Source organism: Variovorax sp. PCZ-1 (assembly GCF_018413605.1).
Taxonomy (GTDB): Bacteria; Pseudomonadota; Gammaproteobacteria; order Burkholderiales; family Burkholderiaceae_C; genus JANMDU01.
In genome coordinates this window covers 1,110,394-1,128,713 of sequence record NZ_JAHCDN010000001.1, presented here as the reverse complement: position 1 = coordinate 1,128,713, position 18,320 = coordinate 1,110,394, and the positions used below count along the sequence as shown (strand labels likewise).

The following is an 18,320-nucleotide window of genomic DNA, read 5'->3' as shown; positions in this document are numbered from 1 at the left end:
GTTCGCGTTGAGCTTGTCGAAACGCATGGTTTGAGGTTCACAAGAGCCTTGGACAAGCTCAGGCCGAACGGAGGGATTAGCCTTCTTGCTCAGGCCAATCGCGAATATAGGCCTTGAGCATCTTGTTCTCAAAATTCTGCGCATCCACAACAGCTTTCGCCACATCGTAGAAGCTGATCACGCCCATGAGCATGCGGTTGTCGATCACGGGCATGTAGCGGGCGTGGCGCTCCAGCATCATGCGGCGCACTTCATCGAGCTCGGTGGCGGGTGTGCAGATCAGCGGGCCATCGTCCATCGCGCGATACACCGTGGTCGTGCCCACCACACCACCATTTTTATTCACAGCCAAAATCACCTCGCGGAAAGTGAGCATGCCCACCACGAGGCCATGGCTCATGACCACGAGGGAGCCGATGTCTTTCTCGGCCATCATGTTCATGGCGGTTTGCAGACTGTCTTCGGGGGTGATGGTGTAGAGCGTGCCACCCTTCACACGCAAAATATCACTGACTTTCATGGACTCTCTCCTCTTGAACTGACTCAAATATAGCTCACAATAGTACGAACCTCTCCGCATCCTTGTCACTAGGAAAACCCATGCCCGGCTACTCTGATCCCGGTTTCGACACCCTCGCCTTGCACGCAGGCGCAGCGCCTGACCCCGCCACGGGCGCACGCGCCGTGCCGATTCACCTCTCCACCAGCTTCGTCTTTGAATCCAGCGAGCATGCCGCTTCGCTCTTTAACCTAGAGCGCGCCGGGCATGTGTACAGCCGCATCAGCAATCCGACCAATGCGGTGCTGGAGCAGCGTGTGTCGGCTTTGGAAGGCGGCATCGGCGCGATTGCCACCGCTTCTGGCCAAGCGGCTTTGCATTTATCAATAGCGACCATCATGGGCGCAGGCTCGCACATCGTCGCCTCCACTGCGCTCTATGGCGGCAGTCAGAATTTGCTGCACTACACGCTGAGGCGCTTCGGCATAGATACGACCTTCGTGAAGCCCGGTGATATCGATGGCTGGAAAGCCGCGATCCGCCCGAATACCAAACTGCTTTTTGGCGAAACCGTAGGCAACCCCGGCATGGATGTGCTCGACATTCCCACCGTCGCGCAAATAGCGCATGAAGCAGGCTTGCCATTGCTCGTTGACAGCACCCTCACCTCCCCTTGGCTCATCAAACCCTTCGAGCATGGCACAGACATCGTGTATCACTCGGCCACCAAATTCCTAAGCGGCCATGGCACAGTGATTGGTGGCATCGTGGTTGACGGTGGCTCATTTGACTGGGAGAAATCTGGCAAATTCCCCGAACTCAGCGAGGCCTACGAAGGCTTCCACAACATGGTCTTCACCGAAGAATCCACCGTGGGCGCATTCCTCCTGCGCGCCCGCCGCGAAGGTCTGAGAGATTTCGGCGCCTGCATGAGCCCCCACACCGCTTGGCTCATCCTGCAAGGCATCGAGACACTGCCGCTACGCATGGCGCAACACGCCCGCAACACAGAAAAAGTCGTGCAATTCTTGGCCAGCCACCCCTTCGTCAGCAGAGTCGGCCATCCCATGCTCGAATCGCATCCGAGCTACGCGCTGGCGCAAAAGCTCTTGCCGCGCGGCGCAGGCAGCGTCTTCAGCTTCGACATGAAAGGCTCCCGCGAGCAAGGCAAAAAATTCATCGAAATGCTCAAAGTGTTCAGCCACTTAGCTAACGTCGGCGATTGCCGCAGCCTAGTGATCCACCCCGCCAGCACCACCCATTTCCGAATGACAGACGATGCGCTGTCTGGCGCAGGCATCGGCCCCGGCACGATACGCCTCTCCATCGGCTTGGAAGATGCCGATGATTTGATCGACGATTTGAAGCGGGCTTTGAAAGCTGCTGAGAAGGCGGCTTGATGCAGATTCGCGCTTTTCAAGCCTCAGACGAAGCGGCTGTCGTCGCGCTCTGGCAAGCGTGTGAGCTCACCCGCCCATGGAACGATCCGCATAAAGACATTGCCCGCAAACTCACAGTTCATCCAGAGCTGTTTGTAGTAGGCATCAAAGACGGTGAACTCATCGCCAGCGCCATGTTTGGCTACGAAGGTCATCGCGGCTGGGTAAATTACCTTGCCGTCTCGCCTGCTCATCAACGCAAAGGCCACGCCAGCACGCTCATGCGCTGGGGCGAAGAAGCGCTCAAGGCGCGTGGCTGCCCGAAGATCAATTTGCAGATTCGTAGCAGCAATGCCACTGTGATTGCGTTCTACAACAGTTTGGGATACCAACAAGATCAAGTCGTCAGCTTAGGCAAGCGCTTGATAGCTGACATTTAAAGGCGTGCACCACAAAAAGGAAATGCTACCGATTTGGTAGCATTTCGCGCAAATAGTATGCCGGCTGGTGGCCGATTTTGCTTTAAAAACTAGAATATCGCCAGTTGGCAAGTCACCGACACATTGCTCACTGCACCAGGCAACGCCACCATATTGCCAGTGCCGTTGCCTACTGAGCAATTCAACGCACCAGAAGGCGGTGTGGGCGCTGTGACATCGCTGGCTGTCACGTTGTATGAATCGCCTTGGGCAAGCTGCCCGGGGAGGGTGAAGTGAGCTGTGCTGTTGGAGTTAACCACGACACTGACTTGGTTCACGCCATTGGTCATCAAAATGGTACGCGTATCTGGACCGTTGTTCGTCACCTGGCCATTGACCGTTCCGGGGGTGAAGCCACCGCCACCACCTCCGCCACCCGTACTTACACAGCTCACATTCGCGTTGGACACGTTACCTGTGATCACCATACCAGCCGCATACGGACTCGCCACAGTGCAAGAGTAGCCCGGTGGTGAAGTGGTCGCAATACTGATCGTGCTGCCACTGGGCACGGTGGTCAAGAATTGGTAGGCGCCATTTCCTAGACCGGTCAGCATTTGGTTACTCGCAAAATCGCTCGACGCCATCATCAAATCGATCGTCGTGAATGCAGGCAAAACGCCGACCGTGCCGCCAACCGTGTAGAAGACTGGCGCATTGACCACACAATTCACCGTCACGTTGCTCACACCCGTTACAGTAATCGTTGCTGGCGAGGTCAAGCTACACGTCTTGCCAGCAGGCGAAGACAGAACCGCCAAGCCCACCGATGTGCCATGCGGCACGCGATTGGTAAATGCGCTGGGAGTCGAGCCAGTGAGCAGCAAAGTCTGCGTGCCGCTGGGTGTGCCCGTCATTTGCAAGCTCACGGTTTCAGTCCCGGAAGTGCCCATGACAGCCGCCGTCACGGTATAGGTGTTCGTGCTGCAAGTCATATCCAGGCTCACATCGCCTGCCACCGTGCCGGTGACGCGAGCGCTACTGGCCGCAATACCGCCTAAGCTGCTCCACTCGCAAGTTTGCCCCACGGGCTGGCTGGTGATATTGACATCAAAATTGCTGCCGTATTGGATTGTGTTGGTCAGTATGAACCGTCCATTGGCAGACACGGTCTGCGTTGGGCTGCTGTTGATTTGGAGCTGAACCGCGCCAGCACCCAAGCCTGAAGCAAAGCCGGAGATGCTATGCGTACTGGTGACGCAGCTGACATTCACATTGGTCACATTCGCGTTGTTGATCGCGCTATTGCCATCGGCCACGCTGCAAGTGCGCCCGATGGGCTGCGTATCCACAACGACGTTGTATGAGGTGCCGTTAGCTGCCTTCACCAAGAAGGTGTAATTGCCATTGCCCAGAGGCACTGTGAGGTCTGCCCCGTTTTTCAGGATCACCGTTTGGCCGCTGAGCAAACCGCTCACCACGCCGCCCGCTGAATACTGAGGCGGCTGCACGATAGGCGCACAGTCCACCACGATACTGCTCACAGTCGTGGTGACTTGTCCTGTTGGGTTTGATACGGTGCAGGAATGCCCTTCCGCAGACAATATTTGTACGTTATAAGTGGCACTTTGCGCCACGGGCATGCTGAATGTGAAACTGCCATTCGAAAGTGATTGCGTCGCTGCGCCATTGTTCTGCACATTCACTTTACCGGCGCCAGTCAAGCCTCTGACGACACCGCCCACATAAAAGCCTTTGCTGATTTTGCGGATGGTGTGGTTGTTGAAATCCGAGACATACATCGAACCATCCGGCGCGATAGCCAATCCGCTAGCCGAACCCACTCCCCAAAGCTTTGTGTTGAACCGTGCATCCAGCAACAAACCATCTTGACTGCCTCTGGTATTTTTAGCCCCAGCGAAGATCGAAACACTGCCATCTGGTTTGACTTGACGAATTACGTCGTCTGTCATCATGAAAGCGTTGCCATTTTTATCAATCGCAAAATTAGGGACCATGCCTAGGGGATTGAAGCTTGTATCAACATCCAAACTGCCACTGAACGCAGAAAAGGCTGAAGCGCCAGCCAAAATCCTTTCGATCGAGTTCTTCCGCACAACGTAACGATTGCCAAGATTATCTAAAGTCACCGCATTCATGGCCTCGTAGCTTACTCCGCCAAGCGTTGTCACCGTGCCTTGGGGCGAGATACTGCGCAAGGCATACAGCTTATCGTCACCAGGCCCTTGCGCAACATAAATGGTGCCATCTTTTCCGGCCACAACGCTATGAGGAGCGTCAAATTGAGCTTCAGAAAGCGGGCCATCGTCGTCTCCGCGCTGACCATCGCTCCTGCCTGCAAATGAGCTGACCACGCCGAAGGCATTGATCTTTTTCACATTATGGTTAACAACATCTGCAACATACACATTCAAGGATGCATCCACAGCCAAGCTATGAGTACGGCGAAATTTCGCCGTGCCCGGCGGACCATTCTCGTTACCGATGCCTCCCGGCGTACCGGCAAATAAGCTCACATGACCGCTAGGCGTGATTTTGCGAACAACATAGTTTTCACTGTCTCCCACATACACATTGCCAAAATTATCCACCGCAAGACCACTCGGTCCTTGAAACCTGGCAGCACCGCCTTGACCATTGGCGTAGCCCGGCTCTCCCGCCTTTCCCGCGAATGTGGAAACGATGAGCACACTGCCATCAGAGTCATCGCCCACGGCGCCGGTGGTGGTGGCATTGCCGCCGCAGGCGGCCAAGAAAGCCACCAGTGCAATCCCGATCAAAAGGCGAGCTGCGTGTGAAGCCCTACCTAGGGCGTGAGAAAGAGAATGGCTCATGTTGTTCCTTCAGTTATCTTGAGCGTTTTCAAAGCACGGAGACATCCAGCATGCCGCCAGTGGTTTAAAAATTAACCTCGTAACCAGTGTAACGAAACATCACACTATGCCTCATAGCGTTACAAGCCATTGAAGGTTTTTTTTCATGCTGTGTTCACATGCCGCGACAGCGATCACGCCTGCTGAATACTTTAGTTTTACCATTCAGGGCAACGATGTGGTCCATCATTTTGCTAGCCGCGCGAAGCGCTTGGGCGAATGGCTTGAACATCTTCTTTGCGGCAATAAATCGGTCCGCTGACTGGATTGCTCTCGCCATCTTGATAGAGTCGCCGAGACGAGCACCACAATGTGAAGAGATATGCTGTAAATTCTCGGTCAACTCACAGCCTTAATTTTTATGTACATCACCGTTAACAAAACCGCCATTTACGCCTATACGAGCGGCAAGCTTTTTGATGCGGCCAAGCCGACGTTGGTGTTCATCCATGGCGTGCTCAATGATCACAGCGTGTGGATTTTGCAGACACGCTACTTTGCGCATCATGGCTTCAATGTGCTGGCGGTGGATTTGCCGGGGCATGGGAAGAGCGAGGGGAATTGCCCGAAGAGCGTGGAAGAGGCTGCAGAGTTTGTTTTGGCGTTGCTGGATGCTGTTGGCGTACAAAAGGCGGCGTTGATTGGGCACAGCTGGGGCAGTTTGATTGCGCTGCATGCGGCCAGCCTCGCGCCTGAACGCGTGAGCCAGCTCGCGCTGGTGGGCACGGCGTTTCCGATGAAGGTGTCACCTGCTTTGCTGGATACATCGCTCAATCAGCCGATGAAGGCGATTGAGATGGTGAATACGTTTAGCCATAGCACGATGGCTCCGCCGCCTTCCGCTCTGGGGCCTGGTACTTGGCTGTATGGCGGCTCGCGGGCGCTGATGCGGCGTGTGCTGGCGAGTAATCCGCGCGAAAACTTGTTTCATACGGGCTTCAAAGCCTGTGACAGCTATGAAAATGCTTTTGAGGCATTAAATCGGCTGTTCGCCGGCAAGGAATCTGCGCAGAGTGCTATTCTTTTTATAGTAGGCATTGCTGATCAGATGACGACACCGAAGGCTGCGCAGAGCTTGATTGACAAAGCACCTGGCGCAAAAGTGGCGCGAGTCTCTGGTGGGCATCAGATGATGGCGGAATCGCCTGAAGAGGTGTTGCAGGCTTTGACTGCTTTCCTCAAAATTTGATGCCAAACTGCTTTTGAAACTTTTCAGAATTCAAACCGCTATGCGCTGGCCGCTTGGCTTTCATGGGGAAGCGGCTGGCAGGCACAGGCTCCATCGTGGCTTTGACTGCGATGCCTTTTGACTTCAAATCTTCGGCCACGCGCTCCGCGAATTCATAGCGACTCATAATCTCTGGGGCGCTGAAATGGTAGAGGCCTTTGTGTTGCTGGAAGAAGGCTTGGCAACCTGCGGGATGATTCTTTGCCAACGAGAGCCACGCGTTTAAAACGCGAGCGAGATTCGTGACGTCATTTGGCGTGGAAGTTTGATCGCTCACGATGGGCAGGTGGCGCTCTTCTTGCAGCCAATTGCGCACGCCACTGAAAAAATTCTTTCCTGCGGCACCATAGAGCCAGCTCACGCGGAAGGCGAAGTGCGCGCCGGGGCTGGCCAACACAGCTTGCTCGCCAGCAAGCTTGCTTGCTCCGTATACGCCGAGGGCGTTGGGAGCATCCGTCTCGTTGTAAGCTGAGCCTTTGTTTCCGTCGAAGACGAAATCGGTGGAGAAATGCACAAGACTGGCTTGCACCGCGTTGCAAGCATCGGCCAGGTTTTTCACAGCGACATGATTGAGCGCATAGGCCTTGTCTGGCTCGTCTTCTGCGGTATCGACTTGGCTGTAGGCCGTGCAGTTGATGACGACATCGGGCTTGTGCTGTGCGATCCAAGCGCTGACAGCTGCGTGATCAAGCAAATCAAGCTCGCTATGCCGAGGTGCTATAAATTCATGAGCACCTTGCGCAGATACTGCGCCGCCAAGAAGCCCATTTGATCCTAAAAGTACAGCTTTCATAAATCGCTTTATCATCTTGAAATGGAATTAAGCATTGTAGTGTCCACCCGCATTGATAAATACCTCTGGGCCGCGCGTTTTTACAAGACGCGCAGCTTGGCGGCTGAAGAAATTGGCAAAGGCCGCATCAAGCTCAATGGGCAAGTGGCCAAGGCCTCGCGCGATGTGAAGGCAGGTGATCAAATCGAGCTGCTGCGCACGGGGCTGATCACGGTGATTGATGTGCTCCAGGTGAGCGAGCAGCGAGGCGGCGCGCCGCAAGCTCAGACTTTGTATCGCGAGACTGCGGAGAGCATCGCAGCGAGAGAGAAGGCACAAGATATTCGCCGCTTTACGCATGAACCGGCTGCTGCGATCTCGCAAGGGCGGCCGACTAAACGGGATCGGCGCTCTTTGGAGCAGGCTCGCCAGTCTTCGCCTTCTTGGAACGATCGGTGGAGTGCTGAAGTTTGAAGGCAGAATTACCGGACGCAAAGGGCGCAAAAGTTGCGCAAAAGACGCAAAAAATACAAAAGAAAAGTTACAACCACCCACACCAATAATTACGTAAAAAGAATTGGTCTTTTTTCTATTTTCTTTTCTGCGTCTTTTGCGCAACTTTTGCGGCTTTTGCGTCCGGTATTTGGTTTCGTATTTGTATTTCTCAACGGTTTTTAATACAAACGCCCTGCCCCTGCGCGGCCTCACGGAATTGGCTTTTCCAGCTGGGTACGCTCAGATCGAGATAAATCCGCTCGTTGTCCATATGCGTGATGATGCTCGCGCCTTCGACAGAAAAACCATGTGCTTGAATACCATCGATGCGCAGCACTTTGAAGGCTTTGCTGTCGTAATCGACTTCTAGCTCACGTACCCACATGGCGTTAGACGGCTCATAAACCACGCGGCAAGTGAAGCTTAAGGTTTTGAGTTTTTTGGCGGGCTTGACAGCCGTTTGCGCGCTGGCGCTCATGCACAAGCAGAGCGCGAAAGCAACCAGAAAAAGACGCAAGAAAAAAGGTGATGTCATGCAGGTGAGTCGTGTAACTCGCCTGATTATTTCACCGATACCAATTCTTTGATTTGCAGTAAGGGCGCTGGATCATCCAACGTGGCCAAATCGCCTGTGTCTCTACCTTCGCAGATCGCTTGAATCGCTCGGCGAAGCAGCTTGCCGGAGCGGGTTTTGGGCAGCAAGGTGACGAAATACACGCGGGATGGGCGCGCGACTGCGCCTAGGTTGCCATCGACGAGCTTCATGATCTCGCCTTCTAGCTTTAAGCGTTCATTGGCATCGCCTAGCTTTGAAGCATCCTTAGCGACGGCAAAAGCCATCGCCACTTGGCCTTTGAGCTGATCTGCCACGCCCACCACAGCCACTTCAGCCACATTCGGATGCGCAGCAATGCTTTCTTCGATCTCGCGCGTACCCAAGCGATGGCCGGCGACGTTGATCACGTCATCGGTGCGGCCTAGGATCGTGAAATAGCCATTGGCATCGCGAATGCCCCAGTCAAATGTGCTGTAAACCATCTGGCCGGGAATACTCTTCCAATAGGTGTTCACAAAGCGCGCATCATCGCCCCACACGGTTTGCATTGCACCGGGCGGCAGCGGTCCTTCGATCACGACCACGCCTTTTTCGCCGTGACCTTTGAGCTCCTCGCCCGTGCTCTCGTGCACGAGCTTGAGCTTGTAGCCATACATGGGTACGCCCGGGCTGCCGAATTGCGGTTTGAAGCCTGAGAGGCCGCCGCCATTGGCAGTAGCAAGGATTGGCCAGCCAGTCTCGGTTTGCCAATAGTTGTCGATCACGGGTTTGTTGATACCTGCGGCAATCCAGCGTGCGGTAGGCTCGTCCACCGGCTCTCCTGCAAGGAACAAAGCTTGTAGTGACGACAAATCGTATTTCGTGAGATAGGCAGGGTCTTGCTTTTTGAGCACACGAATCGCCGTCGGCGCGGAGAACATATGCGTGACTTTGTATTTCTCCACCAAGCTCCACCAGATGCCGCCATCCGCGCTGCCATCCATACCGCGCACCGGCGTGCCTTCGTAAAACAGCGTCGTCATCCCGGCGATCAGCGGGCCATAGACGATATAGCTGTGGCCAACGACCCAGCCGATATCCGAGGTAGCGAAATACACTTGCCCCGGCTTGCAATCGAAGATGTATTTCATGCTCGCAGCGAGTGCCACAGCGTAGCCACCCGTATCGCGCTGCACACCTTTGGGCTTGCCCGTGGTGCCGCTGGTGTAGAGCGTGTAACTGATGTCTGTGGCATCCAGATGCGCGCAAGGCACTTCAGAATTTAAGTGTTTTTGCCTTGCAGCCGTGTAATCTACTGCGCGGAGTGCTCCTAAATCGATAGTAGAGAGGCCACGATCAATGATCAAAATACTCTCCGGCTTGGTAGCCGCGAGCGCCACAGCCTCTTTCAGCAAAGGCGTGTAAGGCACGATCTTTCCCGCACGCGAACCCGCATCCGCCGTGATCACCACACGCGGCGCAGCATCATCAATCCGCGAGGCGAGTGAGCCGCTGGCGAAGCCGCCGAAGACGACTGAATGAATCGCGCCAATCCTCGCGCAAGCGAGCATCGCAAATAGCGCCTCAGCAATCATCGGCATGTAGATCAACACGCGATCGCCCTTTTGCACGCCCATCTCCTGCAGGATGGCGGCCATGCATTGCACCTCGGTATGCAACTGGCGGAAGTTGTAGGTTTTCTCGGTATTTGTTTCGGTGCTAACGAAGACGACAGCTGGCTGATTCGCGCGGTCTTTCAAATGGCGATCCACAGCGTTGTGGCAGAGATTCGTCGTGCCGCCTTTGTACCAATTGGCAAAGGGTGGATTGCTGTAATCGCAAATCTGCTCGGGCTGTTTGAACCATTCGATCAATCCCGCCTGCTCTTTCCAAAAAGCCTCGGGTTGCGCGATAGAGCGCTGATAGAAATCTGCGTAGGCTGTCATGCTGGGTCTCTCTCGGGTGTTTTGAAATCTGAATTCATAATTATGGCGGCTTTACTTGCGTTGATCTGACAGGTCATTGCGCTCTGAAGATTTCACCTTTTAGATAGCGGCAGCGAGCTTGAGGCGCTGCGCTTCGGGCATCCGAAGGCCAGCGCGGAGGACATTCGCGAAGTAAGGTACCCAAGCGCCTGTGGCAGACACAGACCAAACACGCTAGGAGATAAGATAGACCAACACCAGGAGAAAAACATGAGCAAAGACTTCACCCAAATGGAAGACAGCAACCTCTCTTCCAACCCCAGCATTCACAACATCAGCAGCCCCGAGCGCCGCATGTTCCTCGGCACGGCAGGCGCTCTCGCTTTAAGCACCCTGCTCCCCGCCTGCGCGCAAACCTCTACGCTCACGCCAGTGGCTCAAGCCACAACTTTGAGCTTCAAGCCGATCCCTATTGGCACGACAGACAAGATGGTTGTGCCCGAAGGCTATCGCGCTCACGCCCTCGCACCCTGGGGCGAGCCTGTGGGTATCGCTGGCAATATGCCCGCTTTCAAAATGGATGGCAGCAACAGCGCAGCCGATCAAGCCGTGCAAATGGGCATGCATCACGATGGCCTGCATTACTACAGCTTAGATGGCAGCAAACGCGGCCTCCTGGTGATGAACCATGAGTATGTGGACGATGGCTTGCTGCATGTGGGCGGCATGAAAGATTGGAGCGCTGAGAAAGTGCGCAAATCGCAGGCGGCGCATGGCATCAGTGTGATTGAGGTGCGCGATGATGGGAAAGATTGGAGCATGGTGCGCCCCAGCCGCTATGCCCGCCGCATCACGGCGAATACGCCCTTCTCTATTGGCGGCCCTTGCAGAGGCCACGCCATGATGCGCACCGCTGCAGACCCACGCGGCGAAACCATCCTAGGTACGATCAACAATTGCGCCAGCGGCCGAACGCCTTGGGGCACCTATCTCTCTGGAGAAGAAAATTTCCGCTTTTACTTTGGCAACTTTGACGCCAAAGACCAGCATCAACAGCGCTGGGGCTTGGTGAAAGAATCCTTCTTTGGCTGGGAACAGCACGATTCGCGCTTTGACATCAGCAAAAATCCCAATGAGCCCAATCGCTTCGGCTGGGTCGTCGAAGTTGACCCGATGGATCCCACCAGCACACCCATCAAGCGCACAGCCCTTGGCCGCGCCGCGCACGAAGGCGCGTGGGTGGCCGTCACGAAAAGCGGCAAAGCCGTTGTCTACAGCGGTGAAGACGCACGCAACGAATACATCTACAAATTCGTCAGCCGCGATGCAATCAAACCTGCAGGCAACGGATTGACCCAAGCGCAAGCCAACCGCGAGCTGCTCGATAACGGCACTTTGTACGTGGCGAAATTCAATGCAGACGGCAAAGGCACATGGCTGCCCATGGTGCATGGCCAAGCCGGCTTAACAGCGGCCAACGGCTTCGCCGATCAAGGCGAAGTCTGCATCAAAGCCCGCCAAGCCAGCGACCTTCTTGGCGCAACGAAGATGGATCGCCCCGAGTGGCTGGCCATCGATCCAAAATCAGGCTGGGTCTATTGCACCCTCACCAACAACAGCGCACGCGGCGCTACTGGCCAGCCCGCAGTGGATGCCGCCAACCCACGCGCCAACAACGCACACGGCCACATCATCCGCTGGAAGGAAGCAGGCGATTTTGATAACGCGAATTTCGAGTGGAATCACCTCTTGCTGGCTGGCGACCCAGCCGCCGCGCGCGCGGAGGCCAAAGGCAATATCAAAGGCGATCTCTTCGGCTGCGCCGATGGCATCATGTTTGATCCCGCAGGCCGCTTATGGATCCAGACCGATATGCACGCCAGCCAAATGTATAAGGGCGAATTCGCGAATCTCGGCAACAACCAAATGCTCGCGTATGACGCAGCCACGGGCCAATGCAAACGCTTCTTCACCGGCCCCACCAACAGCGAAGTCACAGGCGGCACCTGGACGCCCGATGGCAAAACCCTCTTCCTCAACATCCAACACCCCGGTGAAACCGCTGGCGACCGCTCCGACCCCGCCGAGCCCACAAAATTTTCTAATTGGCCTGACTACACCCAAGGCGGCAGGCCGCGCTCTTCCACCGTGGTGGTGCGCAAGATCGATGGCGGCGTCATTGGCACATAACGCCGCGTAATCCGTTTGCGTTATTCCGTTCGGGCTGAGCTCGGCCTGTCCTGAGCTCGTCGAAGGGTCGAAGCCCTTGTGAGCCCTTGGACCCTTCGACGAGCTCAGGACAGGCCAAGCTCAGGGCGAACGGACTTTGAACTAACATCATTGGTCGACTATGACGCAAATCACTCACCTCGGCATTCCCCTTCATCTTCAACACTTCGCGCCCACCCGAGAAGCCGCGCTCGCTCGCATCGCCGCCATCTCGCCCGCCACGTATGCGCGCACGCGCAATGCGCTCGATGGCGCAGTCTCTGGCCTCTCGCCTTATCTCGCGCACGGCATCGTGAGCTTGCCTGAGGTGGCGGCGCTGGTGGCGAGCAAACATCGCTTGGGCTACGACGATAAGTTGGTGTTTGAGTGGGGCTGGCGAGAGTTTTTTCATCATGTGTGGGAACGCGTGCCGCAGCCTGATGATGTTCTGAAAAACATGCGGCAGATGAATCTCTGGCGCGGCGAATATGCAGATGAGCTGCCCTCCGATATCAGAGAAGGCCGTACCGGCGTGCCCTGCATTGATGCCGCCGTGCGCCAGCTCTATGCCACCGGCTACCTGCACAACCACGCCCGCATGTGGCTCGCCAGCTACTGCGTGCATCTGCGCAAAGTGAATTGGCGCGCAGGCGCAGATTGGCTCTATGCGCATCTGCTCGATGGCGATGTGCCCAGCAATCACTTAAGCTGGCAATGGGTGGCTAGCAGTTTCAGCAGCAAGCCTTATCTTTTCAACGCGGAAAACGTGGCGAAATACGCGCCGCAATCTTCCTTCAAGTCGTGGATCAGCAAAGGCACAGTCATCGACGCCAGCTACGAAGCGCTCGACGATATCGCCCGCACGCAAGGCGATGTGGTAGTAGAGCCGGGTGTGCATGAAGGCGTGCAAGAAAACGCCATCCTGCATCCCGCTACAGCTCATGATTTGAAGCAAATTATGCAGTTCGCCGGCATAGAATCTGCGCAAAATGCTACTGAATTCATAGCAAATCGATTGAACAACGCTACAGGTAGCCTGCAAGTGCAGCTCATCCATCCATGGTCTCTGCAAGCTAACTCAAATTCCACCGCACTTCGCATCGGCATCATCCACACCCCAGCACACAGCCGCCTCGCTTGGAGCGAGCAGCGCTGGCGCTTCGTGCTCACGCGCATGCGAGAGGTGTGCGATGTGCTGTGGCTCGGCGATATCGCTCAGCTCAAAGATTTACCCCACTGGCCCAGCAAAGAAAACGTCTTCGCGCAAAGCACCTTGTTTGAAGGCTACCGCGATGCCCTGCCGCACATAGCCGAGCTCACCCCAGCCCCCAAACTATTCGCTCAGCCACAGCGCCTGTGCAACTCCTTCAGCAAGTTTTATGAGCAAGCGCGCAAAGCCGAGCATGATTTCAGCCGCTTGCTCACCCTACCCCAGCAAATCAGCTTGCTATGAATACATGAGCTGTCAGCGCAGCTAGAATGCCGGCTATAAGCCCTTTTCGCATAAAAATATGTCGTACCCCTCTGCCCCAGACCCATTGGCCACCCGCCTCGGCTATGCAGGCCTGATCCCCTTCGTGCTGCTCGCCGCCCTCCTGTGGATCGTGCAAGCCGACCTGCGCCCCTGGCTCACGATTGCACTGGCCAGCTACGCTGCCCTCATCGCCACTTTCCTAGGCGGCATCCATTGGGGCATCGCAGCTGCGCAGTCCTTCGGCCAGCGCAGCTTCCACCTCATCTGGGGCGTCACGCCCAGCATCATCGCCTGGCTCGCCCTCATCATGCCCGCCTATGCAGGCCTCCCGCTGATCGCCGCCTTACTTGTGGCATGCTATCTCGTTGATCTCAAAAGCTACCCCAGTGCAGGCTGGGCTGCCTGGCTGCCCCTGCGTTTGAAATTGACGGTGATAGCCGTCTTAAGCTGCTTGATAGGCGCGGGGGCGATTTGATTTACAGTCGGATTGACTGCAGCGATGTTTAATGTTTTGGCCATCCTATTTGGGACAAAGCGTCTAAGCAAAGAGATTGTGAAAGTGCACAAAGCGATCTGATCATCAAAAGCCAAGCGCCGCATCTAGGCTTGCAAGAGTGAAAAGTATTTGATATGTGAGCTCACGAAATGTCAGAGCAATAGATCTGAGCAAACTATATAAGCCAACAAAGGACGGCATCGTGCAAAATAAACACTAAGTTGCGCTAGGGTGCTCGTATCAAAACTTGGTTCTAATACGAAGCTGGCAACAATAAATGATGATAAGCGTACCAAGCACTGTGACTCACTTTTTGACAGCAGACAGGCTGTACACATCAAATAATCTTGCCTTCTACGCAAACATTTATGACTAAACGCAAATGCAGTACGATTTTAGTTCCAGCGGCAAAAAGTAGCGAGTTACTGTGAATTGAAACCTATTTTTGTAGGTGTGTATATGTGCCCTATTGGCGCGTGTAGCGACCTGTAGAGGCTGGTAGAAAGGCACTGGGATAGCCATTGGCATCAGCAGGAACCGAGTCATCACCAGTTTCAAACGTTGGTGGCGAGGTCATTGATAAGAAAGAAAAAATATCTTTCGCAGTAGTTATTGTTGTTGGAATAGGATAACAGGTCGAGGAACTTCCAACACTTACTATAAGCTGAATCGCACCGCTGCAAGAACCAATAAATGCTGCCGCACCGGAGAAAGTAGGCGTACCTGCAGGCAAAGTGGCCTCAATTCTTACAGCATCGACTCCATTCACACTTTTAGTTCCTTGGAATGTGAGAGTAATAGATGAAACTGAGACGGAAGCAGCCAATGGGCCTGTGCAATTTGTAGTTGTGTAGTAACTATCATTGCTGCTGACAGTAACACTATTAATGCCGCTGGGTATTGTGAAACTATTTCTAGTGGATCCGACAGTAGTACCACCTCCATTGATGATGGGGTCGCATGTTCCGCTCCATGTTCCTTGGTATTGAGCAAGCGAAGTAGCTGTAGCGCTGTCACTATTGCTCCCACCTCCACCTCCGCAGGCGGTGAGCATGCCTGCTAGCCCCATAGCTAAAAAAATTCGGATCAAGCTATATGAGTAAAGCATCTATGGACTCCTGAAATAGAAAATTATTGGTTTGTGGACAAAACTTTGTTGACTAACAATCTAATTTGAGTTTAGCAAATCTCTAGGTTGCATCTTCAACTTTAGCATTATGTACAGCAGTGATAGTTCAAGCCTAACCTTACTTGTCTTAAACAATTAATTGGAGCTAAGATTGCATCAGTGCTACTTGGTATACCGAATTGGGCAGCAAGCTCGAAGCACTGAGCTGCCGAAAGCAAAGCGCATCGCGCTATAGCAAAAACGTGTTTGAGCGAAGCGAGTTGTTTTATAGCCATTGGCGGCGAGTACTGCAGATGCACCCCTGCATCGGAGGTGTATAAACGCACCGGCTTGTCGCGACGGGTCAGCCGGGCAGCTGCTCTGCGTTGATCCAGTCTAGATTACTACGAATTCAATAGCACCCCGCGCAGATTCTATGCCGGCGATATGCCAAAAAGGCTTCAAAAACTAAGCTTGGCGCGTATGCGAAGCGCGATGGCGGGTGACGGTATCTGAGCGGAGCGCGGCGTGCTTGGTAGTTCGCGCATTCATGCGCTTGCGCCACATTTTGAAGGAGCTGGATTTCATCTCTGTGCGCATGAGGCGGATGACAGCGGATTCGTTGAGGCCGAATTGATGCTCGATGGCTTCGAAGGGGGTGCGGTCTTCCCAGGCCATCTCGATGATGCGGGAAATATCTGCAGCGGAAAAAGAAAAGCCCGCTTCTGCGGGCTTTTCAGTGGTCTCAATCGACATTGGCTTTGAGAGGCGACTTAAGCCTTCTTTGCCCAAGCACTGCACCATGCTTTGGCAGCTACCGCTTTGCCGGCAAACAATGCGCATTTGCCTTCTGGCGCTTTAGCATCGCCGACCCAGAGTGCGCAGTTGGCGCAGTTTTGGTCTTTGGCGTATTTGGGGTATTTCTTGGTGTCGGTTTTGCTGCCGTCAGTTTTGTAGCCGAGGGCTACTGCGTTGGCATCGGTGTCTTTGACCAATTCCAGTTTTTGTGCAAAGGCGGCTTGTGCGCCAAGCAAGGTTGCGGCACCTGCGCTGGCGGAGTGAATGATGAAGGTACGACGTTGGCTTTTCATGATGGCTACTCGTGTCAATGCTTGCAATATAGCAGCGCAATTATACCCATCAGTAAGTATGAGAACTGTTCAGTATCGGGCTATATCCTACAGCCTACTCAACTATAAATACTATGAATTCAATAGCGTTCCGCGCAGATTCTGTGCCGGCGATATGCCATTTTTGCCCCAAAAATCAATATTCTCTGCAGGCAGGAGCAGCTTGTGCGCGAGTGGAATGAGCGCGGTGGTTTCTGGGTTCACGAGCAGCACGATGCGTTGTGTTTCATCGTCGTCGCTGTCTAGGCAGCCGATCCAATCGAGCTCGCGCAGGGCTTTGAGCGGGCGCATGAGCTGCAGATCATCCACACGCAGGCGGGCGGCGAGCTGGAGTTGTGTGAGACCTTTGGCATCGGTATTTTTCGCGGCATCAAGTGCTTGGATGGCTTCAAAGGCGAGCTGGAAATTCCAGCCGGGTGTGCTGCCGCGCCTGGCCACGCCGCTCAACAAACTTGGGAGATAGGCAGCGATCACCGCGCCAAAAAGCACGATGACCCAAGCGATATAAAACCAGAGCAGCAAGATGGGCACAGCGGCAAACGCGCCATACACGGCTGAATACGTGGGCACGCTGCGCAAATACCATGTGAGCAGCGCTTTCGCCGCTTCGATGGCAATGGCCGCGAAGATACCGCCCGCCCATGCGTGCGCCCATTTCACGCGCGTGTTGGGCACATAGTGGTAGAGCGCGGCCATGCCCGTGGCGAGCAAGGCGAGCTCCAGCGCATCGAAGATGAATTTCAAGCCACCCGGTATCACGGCCACACCGCGCGGGCTGGAGAGCGCATACGATGTGAGTGTGAGGCTGCCTGCGAGCAAAACAGGGCCGAGGGTGAGCGCTGCCCAATAGATCAAGAGGCGCTGAGCAAAGGGGCGCAGCTGGCGTACTCTCCAAATATTGTTCAGCGTGCGGTCAATCGTGAAGATCAAGGCGAGCGCGGTGACGACGAAGGCCACCAAACCCACCGTGCCTAAGCGCGATGCCTTGGCTGCAAACTGCGTGAGATAGCCAAGCACGCTGCGGGCGATGTTGTCAGGCACGAGGCTTTGTACCAGCCAGGTTTGCAGCGTGACCTGCATTTTGGCGAACATGGGAAAGGCGGTGAATATGGCGAGGATCAACGTGACGAGCGGCACAAGCGCGATCACGGTGGTAAACGTCAAGCTCGAAGCGGTGAGTCCCAAGCGATCTTCGCGGAAGCGCTCGCGCAGCACGGCGGCGGTGTTCGCCCATGGGAAGGTGCGCAGCGTCTCGATCAAGACTGGAATTTCAGCGCGGATACGGTCAATCAAACTCATGCGCGTATCATGCCATGCTGTTTTTGATTCAAATAGAGCCCCGCCCCCATGACTGATGCCCTGCCCACACCCTCCCCTGAACTCACCGAGCGCCTGCGCCTGATCCAATGGCTGGCTGTGGGCAGCTTGATTGGCTTGATCGTCCTAGGGCTGGCTTGGGAGCTCTGGCTCGCGCCGATTCGGCCCGGAGGCAGTTGGCTGGCGCTCAAAGTGCTGCCGCTGTGCATTCCTCTCGCTGGCTTTCTGAAAAATCGCATGTACACCTACCGCTGGGTGAGCCTGATGGTGTGGCTGTATTTTGCAGAAGGCGTGACGCGGGCTGTGTCGGACCGTGCGCCGAGCAGCTATTTGGCGATGGTTGAAGTGGTGCTGTGTGTGATGTTGTTTGTGGCATGCGCCATGCATGTACGCCTGCGCGTGGGTGCGCGCTGACGCCTTGAAAAGCAGGCGTTTTAGAAG

Annotated in this window: 17 protein-coding genes; 8 read left to right on the top strand and 9 right to left on the bottom strand. The window is 55.0% G+C overall.

Features of this window, described 5'->3' with window-relative positions; translation table 11 throughout:
- Nucleotides 1–76: 76 nt before the first annotated feature.
- Nucleotides 77–520 carry a CBS domain-containing protein gene (locus tag KIH26_RS05535; protein WP_213443229.1) on the bottom strand — a complete coding sequence of 148 codons (444 nt, stop codon included), beginning with the start codon at nucleotides 518–520 and terminating at the stop codon, nucleotides 77–79.
- Between the two features lie 80 nt (nucleotides 521–600).
- On the opposite strand from KIH26_RS05535, the gene KIH26_RS05530 reads away from it, so the two are divergent.
- Both KIH26_RS05530 and KIH26_RS05525 read left to right on the top strand, forming a co-directional pair.
- Complete coding sequence (locus KIH26_RS05530) at nucleotides 601–1,899, top strand: O-acetylhomoserine aminocarboxypropyltransferase (protein WP_213443224.1); 1,299 nt, start codon at nucleotides 601–603, stop codon at nucleotides 1,897–1,899.
- Nucleotides 1,899–2,318 (top strand): GNAT family acetyltransferase, encoded by a 420-nt coding sequence (locus KIH26_RS05525; protein WP_213443222.1) that lies wholly within the window; start codon nucleotides 1,899–1,901, stop codon nucleotides 2,316–2,318. The genes KIH26_RS05530 and KIH26_RS05525 overlap by 1 nt, the downstream gene beginning before the upstream one ends.
- An 89-nt stretch (nucleotides 2,319–2,407) precedes the next feature.
- Here KIH26_RS05525 and KIH26_RS05520 read toward each other — a convergent pair whose 3' ends face one another.
- Nucleotides 2,408–5,152 (bottom strand): hypothetical protein, encoded by a 2,745-nt coding sequence (locus tag KIH26_RS05520; RefSeq protein ID WP_213443220.1) that lies wholly within the window; start codon nucleotides 5,150–5,152, stop codon nucleotides 2,408–2,410.
- Nucleotides 5,153–5,552: 400 nt separating this feature from the next.
- Here KIH26_RS05520 and KIH26_RS05515 point away from each other — a divergent pair, with 400 nt between their 5' ends.
- Nucleotides 5,553–6,380, top strand: coding sequence for an alpha/beta fold hydrolase (locus KIH26_RS05515; protein WP_213443218.1), 828 nt, complete (start codon nucleotides 5,553–5,555; stop codon nucleotides 6,378–6,380).
- Here KIH26_RS05515 and rfbD read toward each other — a convergent pair.
- Nucleotides 6,370–7,212, bottom strand: coding sequence for a dTDP-4-dehydrorhamnose reductase (gene rfbD / locus KIH26_RS05510; RefSeq protein ID WP_213443216.1), 843 nt, complete (start codon nucleotides 7,210–7,212; stop codon nucleotides 6,370–6,372). The two genes, KIH26_RS05515 and rfbD, sit on opposite strands and share 11 nt — an antisense overlap.
- Before the next feature lie 21 nt (nucleotides 7,213–7,233).
- Here rfbD and KIH26_RS05505 point away from each other — a divergent pair, with 21 nt between their 5' ends.
- The gene (locus KIH26_RS05505) at nucleotides 7,234–7,665 is read left to right on the top strand and encodes an RNA-binding S4 domain-containing protein (protein ID WP_213443215.1); all 432 of its coding nucleotides are present in this window, start codon (nucleotides 7,234–7,236) and stop codon (nucleotides 7,663–7,665) included.
- 190 nt (nucleotides 7,666–7,855) lie between these two features.
- Here the strand turns inward: KIH26_RS05505 and KIH26_RS05500 are convergent, their stop codons facing one another.
- Both KIH26_RS05500 and KIH26_RS05495 read right to left on the bottom strand, forming a co-directional pair.
- Nucleotides 7,856–8,221 carry a hypothetical protein gene (locus tag KIH26_RS05500; protein WP_213443213.1) on the bottom strand — a complete coding sequence of 122 codons (366 nt, stop codon included), beginning with the start codon at nucleotides 8,219–8,221 and terminating at the stop codon, nucleotides 7,856–7,858.
- Nucleotides 8,222–8,247: 26 nt separating this feature from the next.
- The gene (locus KIH26_RS05495; protein ID WP_213443211.1) at nucleotides 8,248–10,167 is read right to left on the bottom strand and encodes a propionate--CoA ligase; all 1,920 of its coding nucleotides are present in this window, start codon (nucleotides 10,165–10,167) and stop codon (nucleotides 8,248–8,250) included.
- Nucleotides 10,168–10,416: 249 nt separating this feature from the next.
- On the opposite strand from KIH26_RS05495, the gene KIH26_RS05490 reads away from it, so the two are divergent.
- From KIH26_RS05490 to KIH26_RS05480, 3 genes are all read left to right on the top strand, one after another.
- Nucleotides 10,417–12,336 (top strand): PhoX family protein, encoded by a 1,920-nt coding sequence (locus tag KIH26_RS05490; RefSeq protein ID WP_213443209.1) that lies wholly within the window; start codon nucleotides 10,417–10,419, stop codon nucleotides 12,334–12,336.
- A 160-nt stretch (nucleotides 12,337–12,496) separates the two neighbouring features.
- Nucleotides 12,497–13,807 (top strand): FAD-binding domain-containing protein, encoded by a 1,311-nt coding sequence (locus tag KIH26_RS05485; protein ID WP_213443207.1) that lies wholly within the window; start codon nucleotides 12,497–12,499, stop codon nucleotides 13,805–13,807.
- 58 nt (nucleotides 13,808–13,865) lie between these two features.
- Nucleotides 13,866–14,303 (top strand): DUF3429 domain-containing protein, encoded by a 438-nt coding sequence (locus tag KIH26_RS05480; RefSeq protein WP_213443205.1) that lies wholly within the window; start codon nucleotides 13,866–13,868, stop codon nucleotides 14,301–14,303.
- 487 nt (nucleotides 14,304–14,790) lie between these two features.
- On the opposite strand, the gene KIH26_RS05475 is transcribed toward KIH26_RS05480, so the two are convergent.
- The 4 genes from KIH26_RS05475 to KIH26_RS05460 form a co-directional block, all read right to left on the bottom strand.
- Nucleotides 14,791–15,432 carry a hypothetical protein gene (locus KIH26_RS05475; RefSeq protein WP_213443203.1) on the bottom strand — a complete coding sequence of 214 codons (642 nt, stop codon included), beginning with the start codon at nucleotides 15,430–15,432 and terminating at the stop codon, nucleotides 14,791–14,793.
- Nucleotides 15,433–15,900: 468 nt separating this feature from the next.
- Nucleotides 15,901–16,188: a TIGR03643 family protein gene (locus tag KIH26_RS05470; RefSeq protein WP_213443201.1), complete on the bottom strand. Its 288-nt coding sequence runs from the start codon at nucleotides 16,186–16,188 to the stop codon at nucleotides 15,901–15,903.
- Nucleotides 16,189–16,205: 17 nt separating this feature from the next.
- Nucleotides 16,206–16,523 (bottom strand): high-potential iron-sulfur protein, encoded by a 318-nt coding sequence (locus KIH26_RS05465; protein ID WP_213443199.1) that lies wholly within the window; start codon nucleotides 16,521–16,523, stop codon nucleotides 16,206–16,208.
- Between the two features lie 111 nt (nucleotides 16,524–16,634).
- Nucleotides 16,635–17,861 carry a YihY family inner membrane protein gene (locus tag KIH26_RS05460; protein ID WP_213443197.1) on the bottom strand — a complete coding sequence of 409 codons (1,227 nt, stop codon included), beginning with the start codon at nucleotides 17,859–17,861 and terminating at the stop codon, nucleotides 16,635–16,637.
- A gap of 48 nt (nucleotides 17,862–17,909) precedes the next feature.
- On the opposite strand from KIH26_RS05460, the gene KIH26_RS05455 reads away from it, so the two are divergent.
- Nucleotides 17,910–18,293 (top strand): DUF2069 domain-containing protein, encoded by a 384-nt coding sequence (locus KIH26_RS05455; RefSeq protein WP_213443195.1) that lies wholly within the window; start codon nucleotides 17,910–17,912, stop codon nucleotides 18,291–18,293.
- The last annotated feature ends 27 nt before the right edge of the window (nucleotides 18,294–18,320 follow it).

Coding starts and splice junctions, on each gene's coding strand:
- KIH26_RS05525 (WP_213443222.1), top strand. CDS start 1,899: ATGCAGATTCGCGCTTTTCAAGCCTCAGACGAAGCGGCTGTCGTCGCG.
- KIH26_RS05460 (WP_213443197.1), bottom strand. CDS start 17,861: ATGAGTTTGATTGACCGTATCCGCGCTGAAATTCCAGTCTTGATCGAG.
- KIH26_RS05470 (WP_213443201.1), bottom strand. CDS start 16,188: ATGTCGATTGAGACCACTGAAAAGCCCGCAGAAGCGGGCTTTTCTTTT.
- KIH26_RS05455 (WP_213443195.1), top strand. CDS start 17,910: ATGACTGATGCCCTGCCCACACCCTCCCCTGAACTCACCGAGCGCCTG.
- KIH26_RS05520 (WP_213443220.1), bottom strand. CDS start 5,152: ATGAGCCATTCTCTTTCTCACGCCCTAGGTAGGGCTTCACACGCAGCT.
- KIH26_RS05515 (WP_213443218.1), top strand. CDS start 5,553: ATGTACATCACCGTTAACAAAACCGCCATTTACGCCTATACGAGCGGC.
- KIH26_RS05530 (WP_213443224.1), top strand. CDS start 601: ATGCCCGGCTACTCTGATCCCGGTTTCGACACCCTCGCCTTGCACGCA.
- KIH26_RS05505 (WP_213443215.1), top strand. CDS start 7,234: ATGGAATTAAGCATTGTAGTGTCCACCCGCATTGATAAATACCTCTGG.
- rfbD (WP_213443216.1), bottom strand. CDS start 7,212: ATGAAAGCTGTACTTTTAGGATCAAATGGGCTTCTTGGCGGCGCAGTA.
- KIH26_RS05465 (WP_213443199.1), bottom strand. CDS start 16,523: ATGAAAAGCCAACGTCGTACCTTCATCATTCACTCCGCCAGCGCAGGT.
- KIH26_RS05500 (WP_213443213.1), bottom strand. CDS start 8,221: ATGACATCACCTTTTTTCTTGCGTCTTTTTCTGGTTGCTTTCGCGCTC.
- KIH26_RS05535 (WP_213443229.1), bottom strand. CDS start 520: ATGAAAGTCAGTGATATTTTGCGTGTGAAGGGTGGCACGCTCTACACC.
- KIH26_RS05495 (WP_213443211.1), bottom strand. CDS start 10,167: ATGACAGCCTACGCAGATTTCTATCAGCGCTCTATCGCGCAACCCGAG.
- KIH26_RS05480 (WP_213443205.1), top strand. CDS start 13,866: ATGTCGTACCCCTCTGCCCCAGACCCATTGGCCACCCGCCTCGGCTAT.
- KIH26_RS05490 (WP_213443209.1), top strand. CDS start 10,417: ATGAGCAAAGACTTCACCCAAATGGAAGACAGCAACCTCTCTTCCAAC.
- KIH26_RS05485 (WP_213443207.1), top strand. CDS start 12,497: ATGACGCAAATCACTCACCTCGGCATTCCCCTTCATCTTCAACACTTC.
- KIH26_RS05475 (WP_213443203.1), bottom strand. CDS start 15,432: ATGCTTTACTCATATAGCTTGATCCGAATTTTTTTAGCTATGGGGCTA.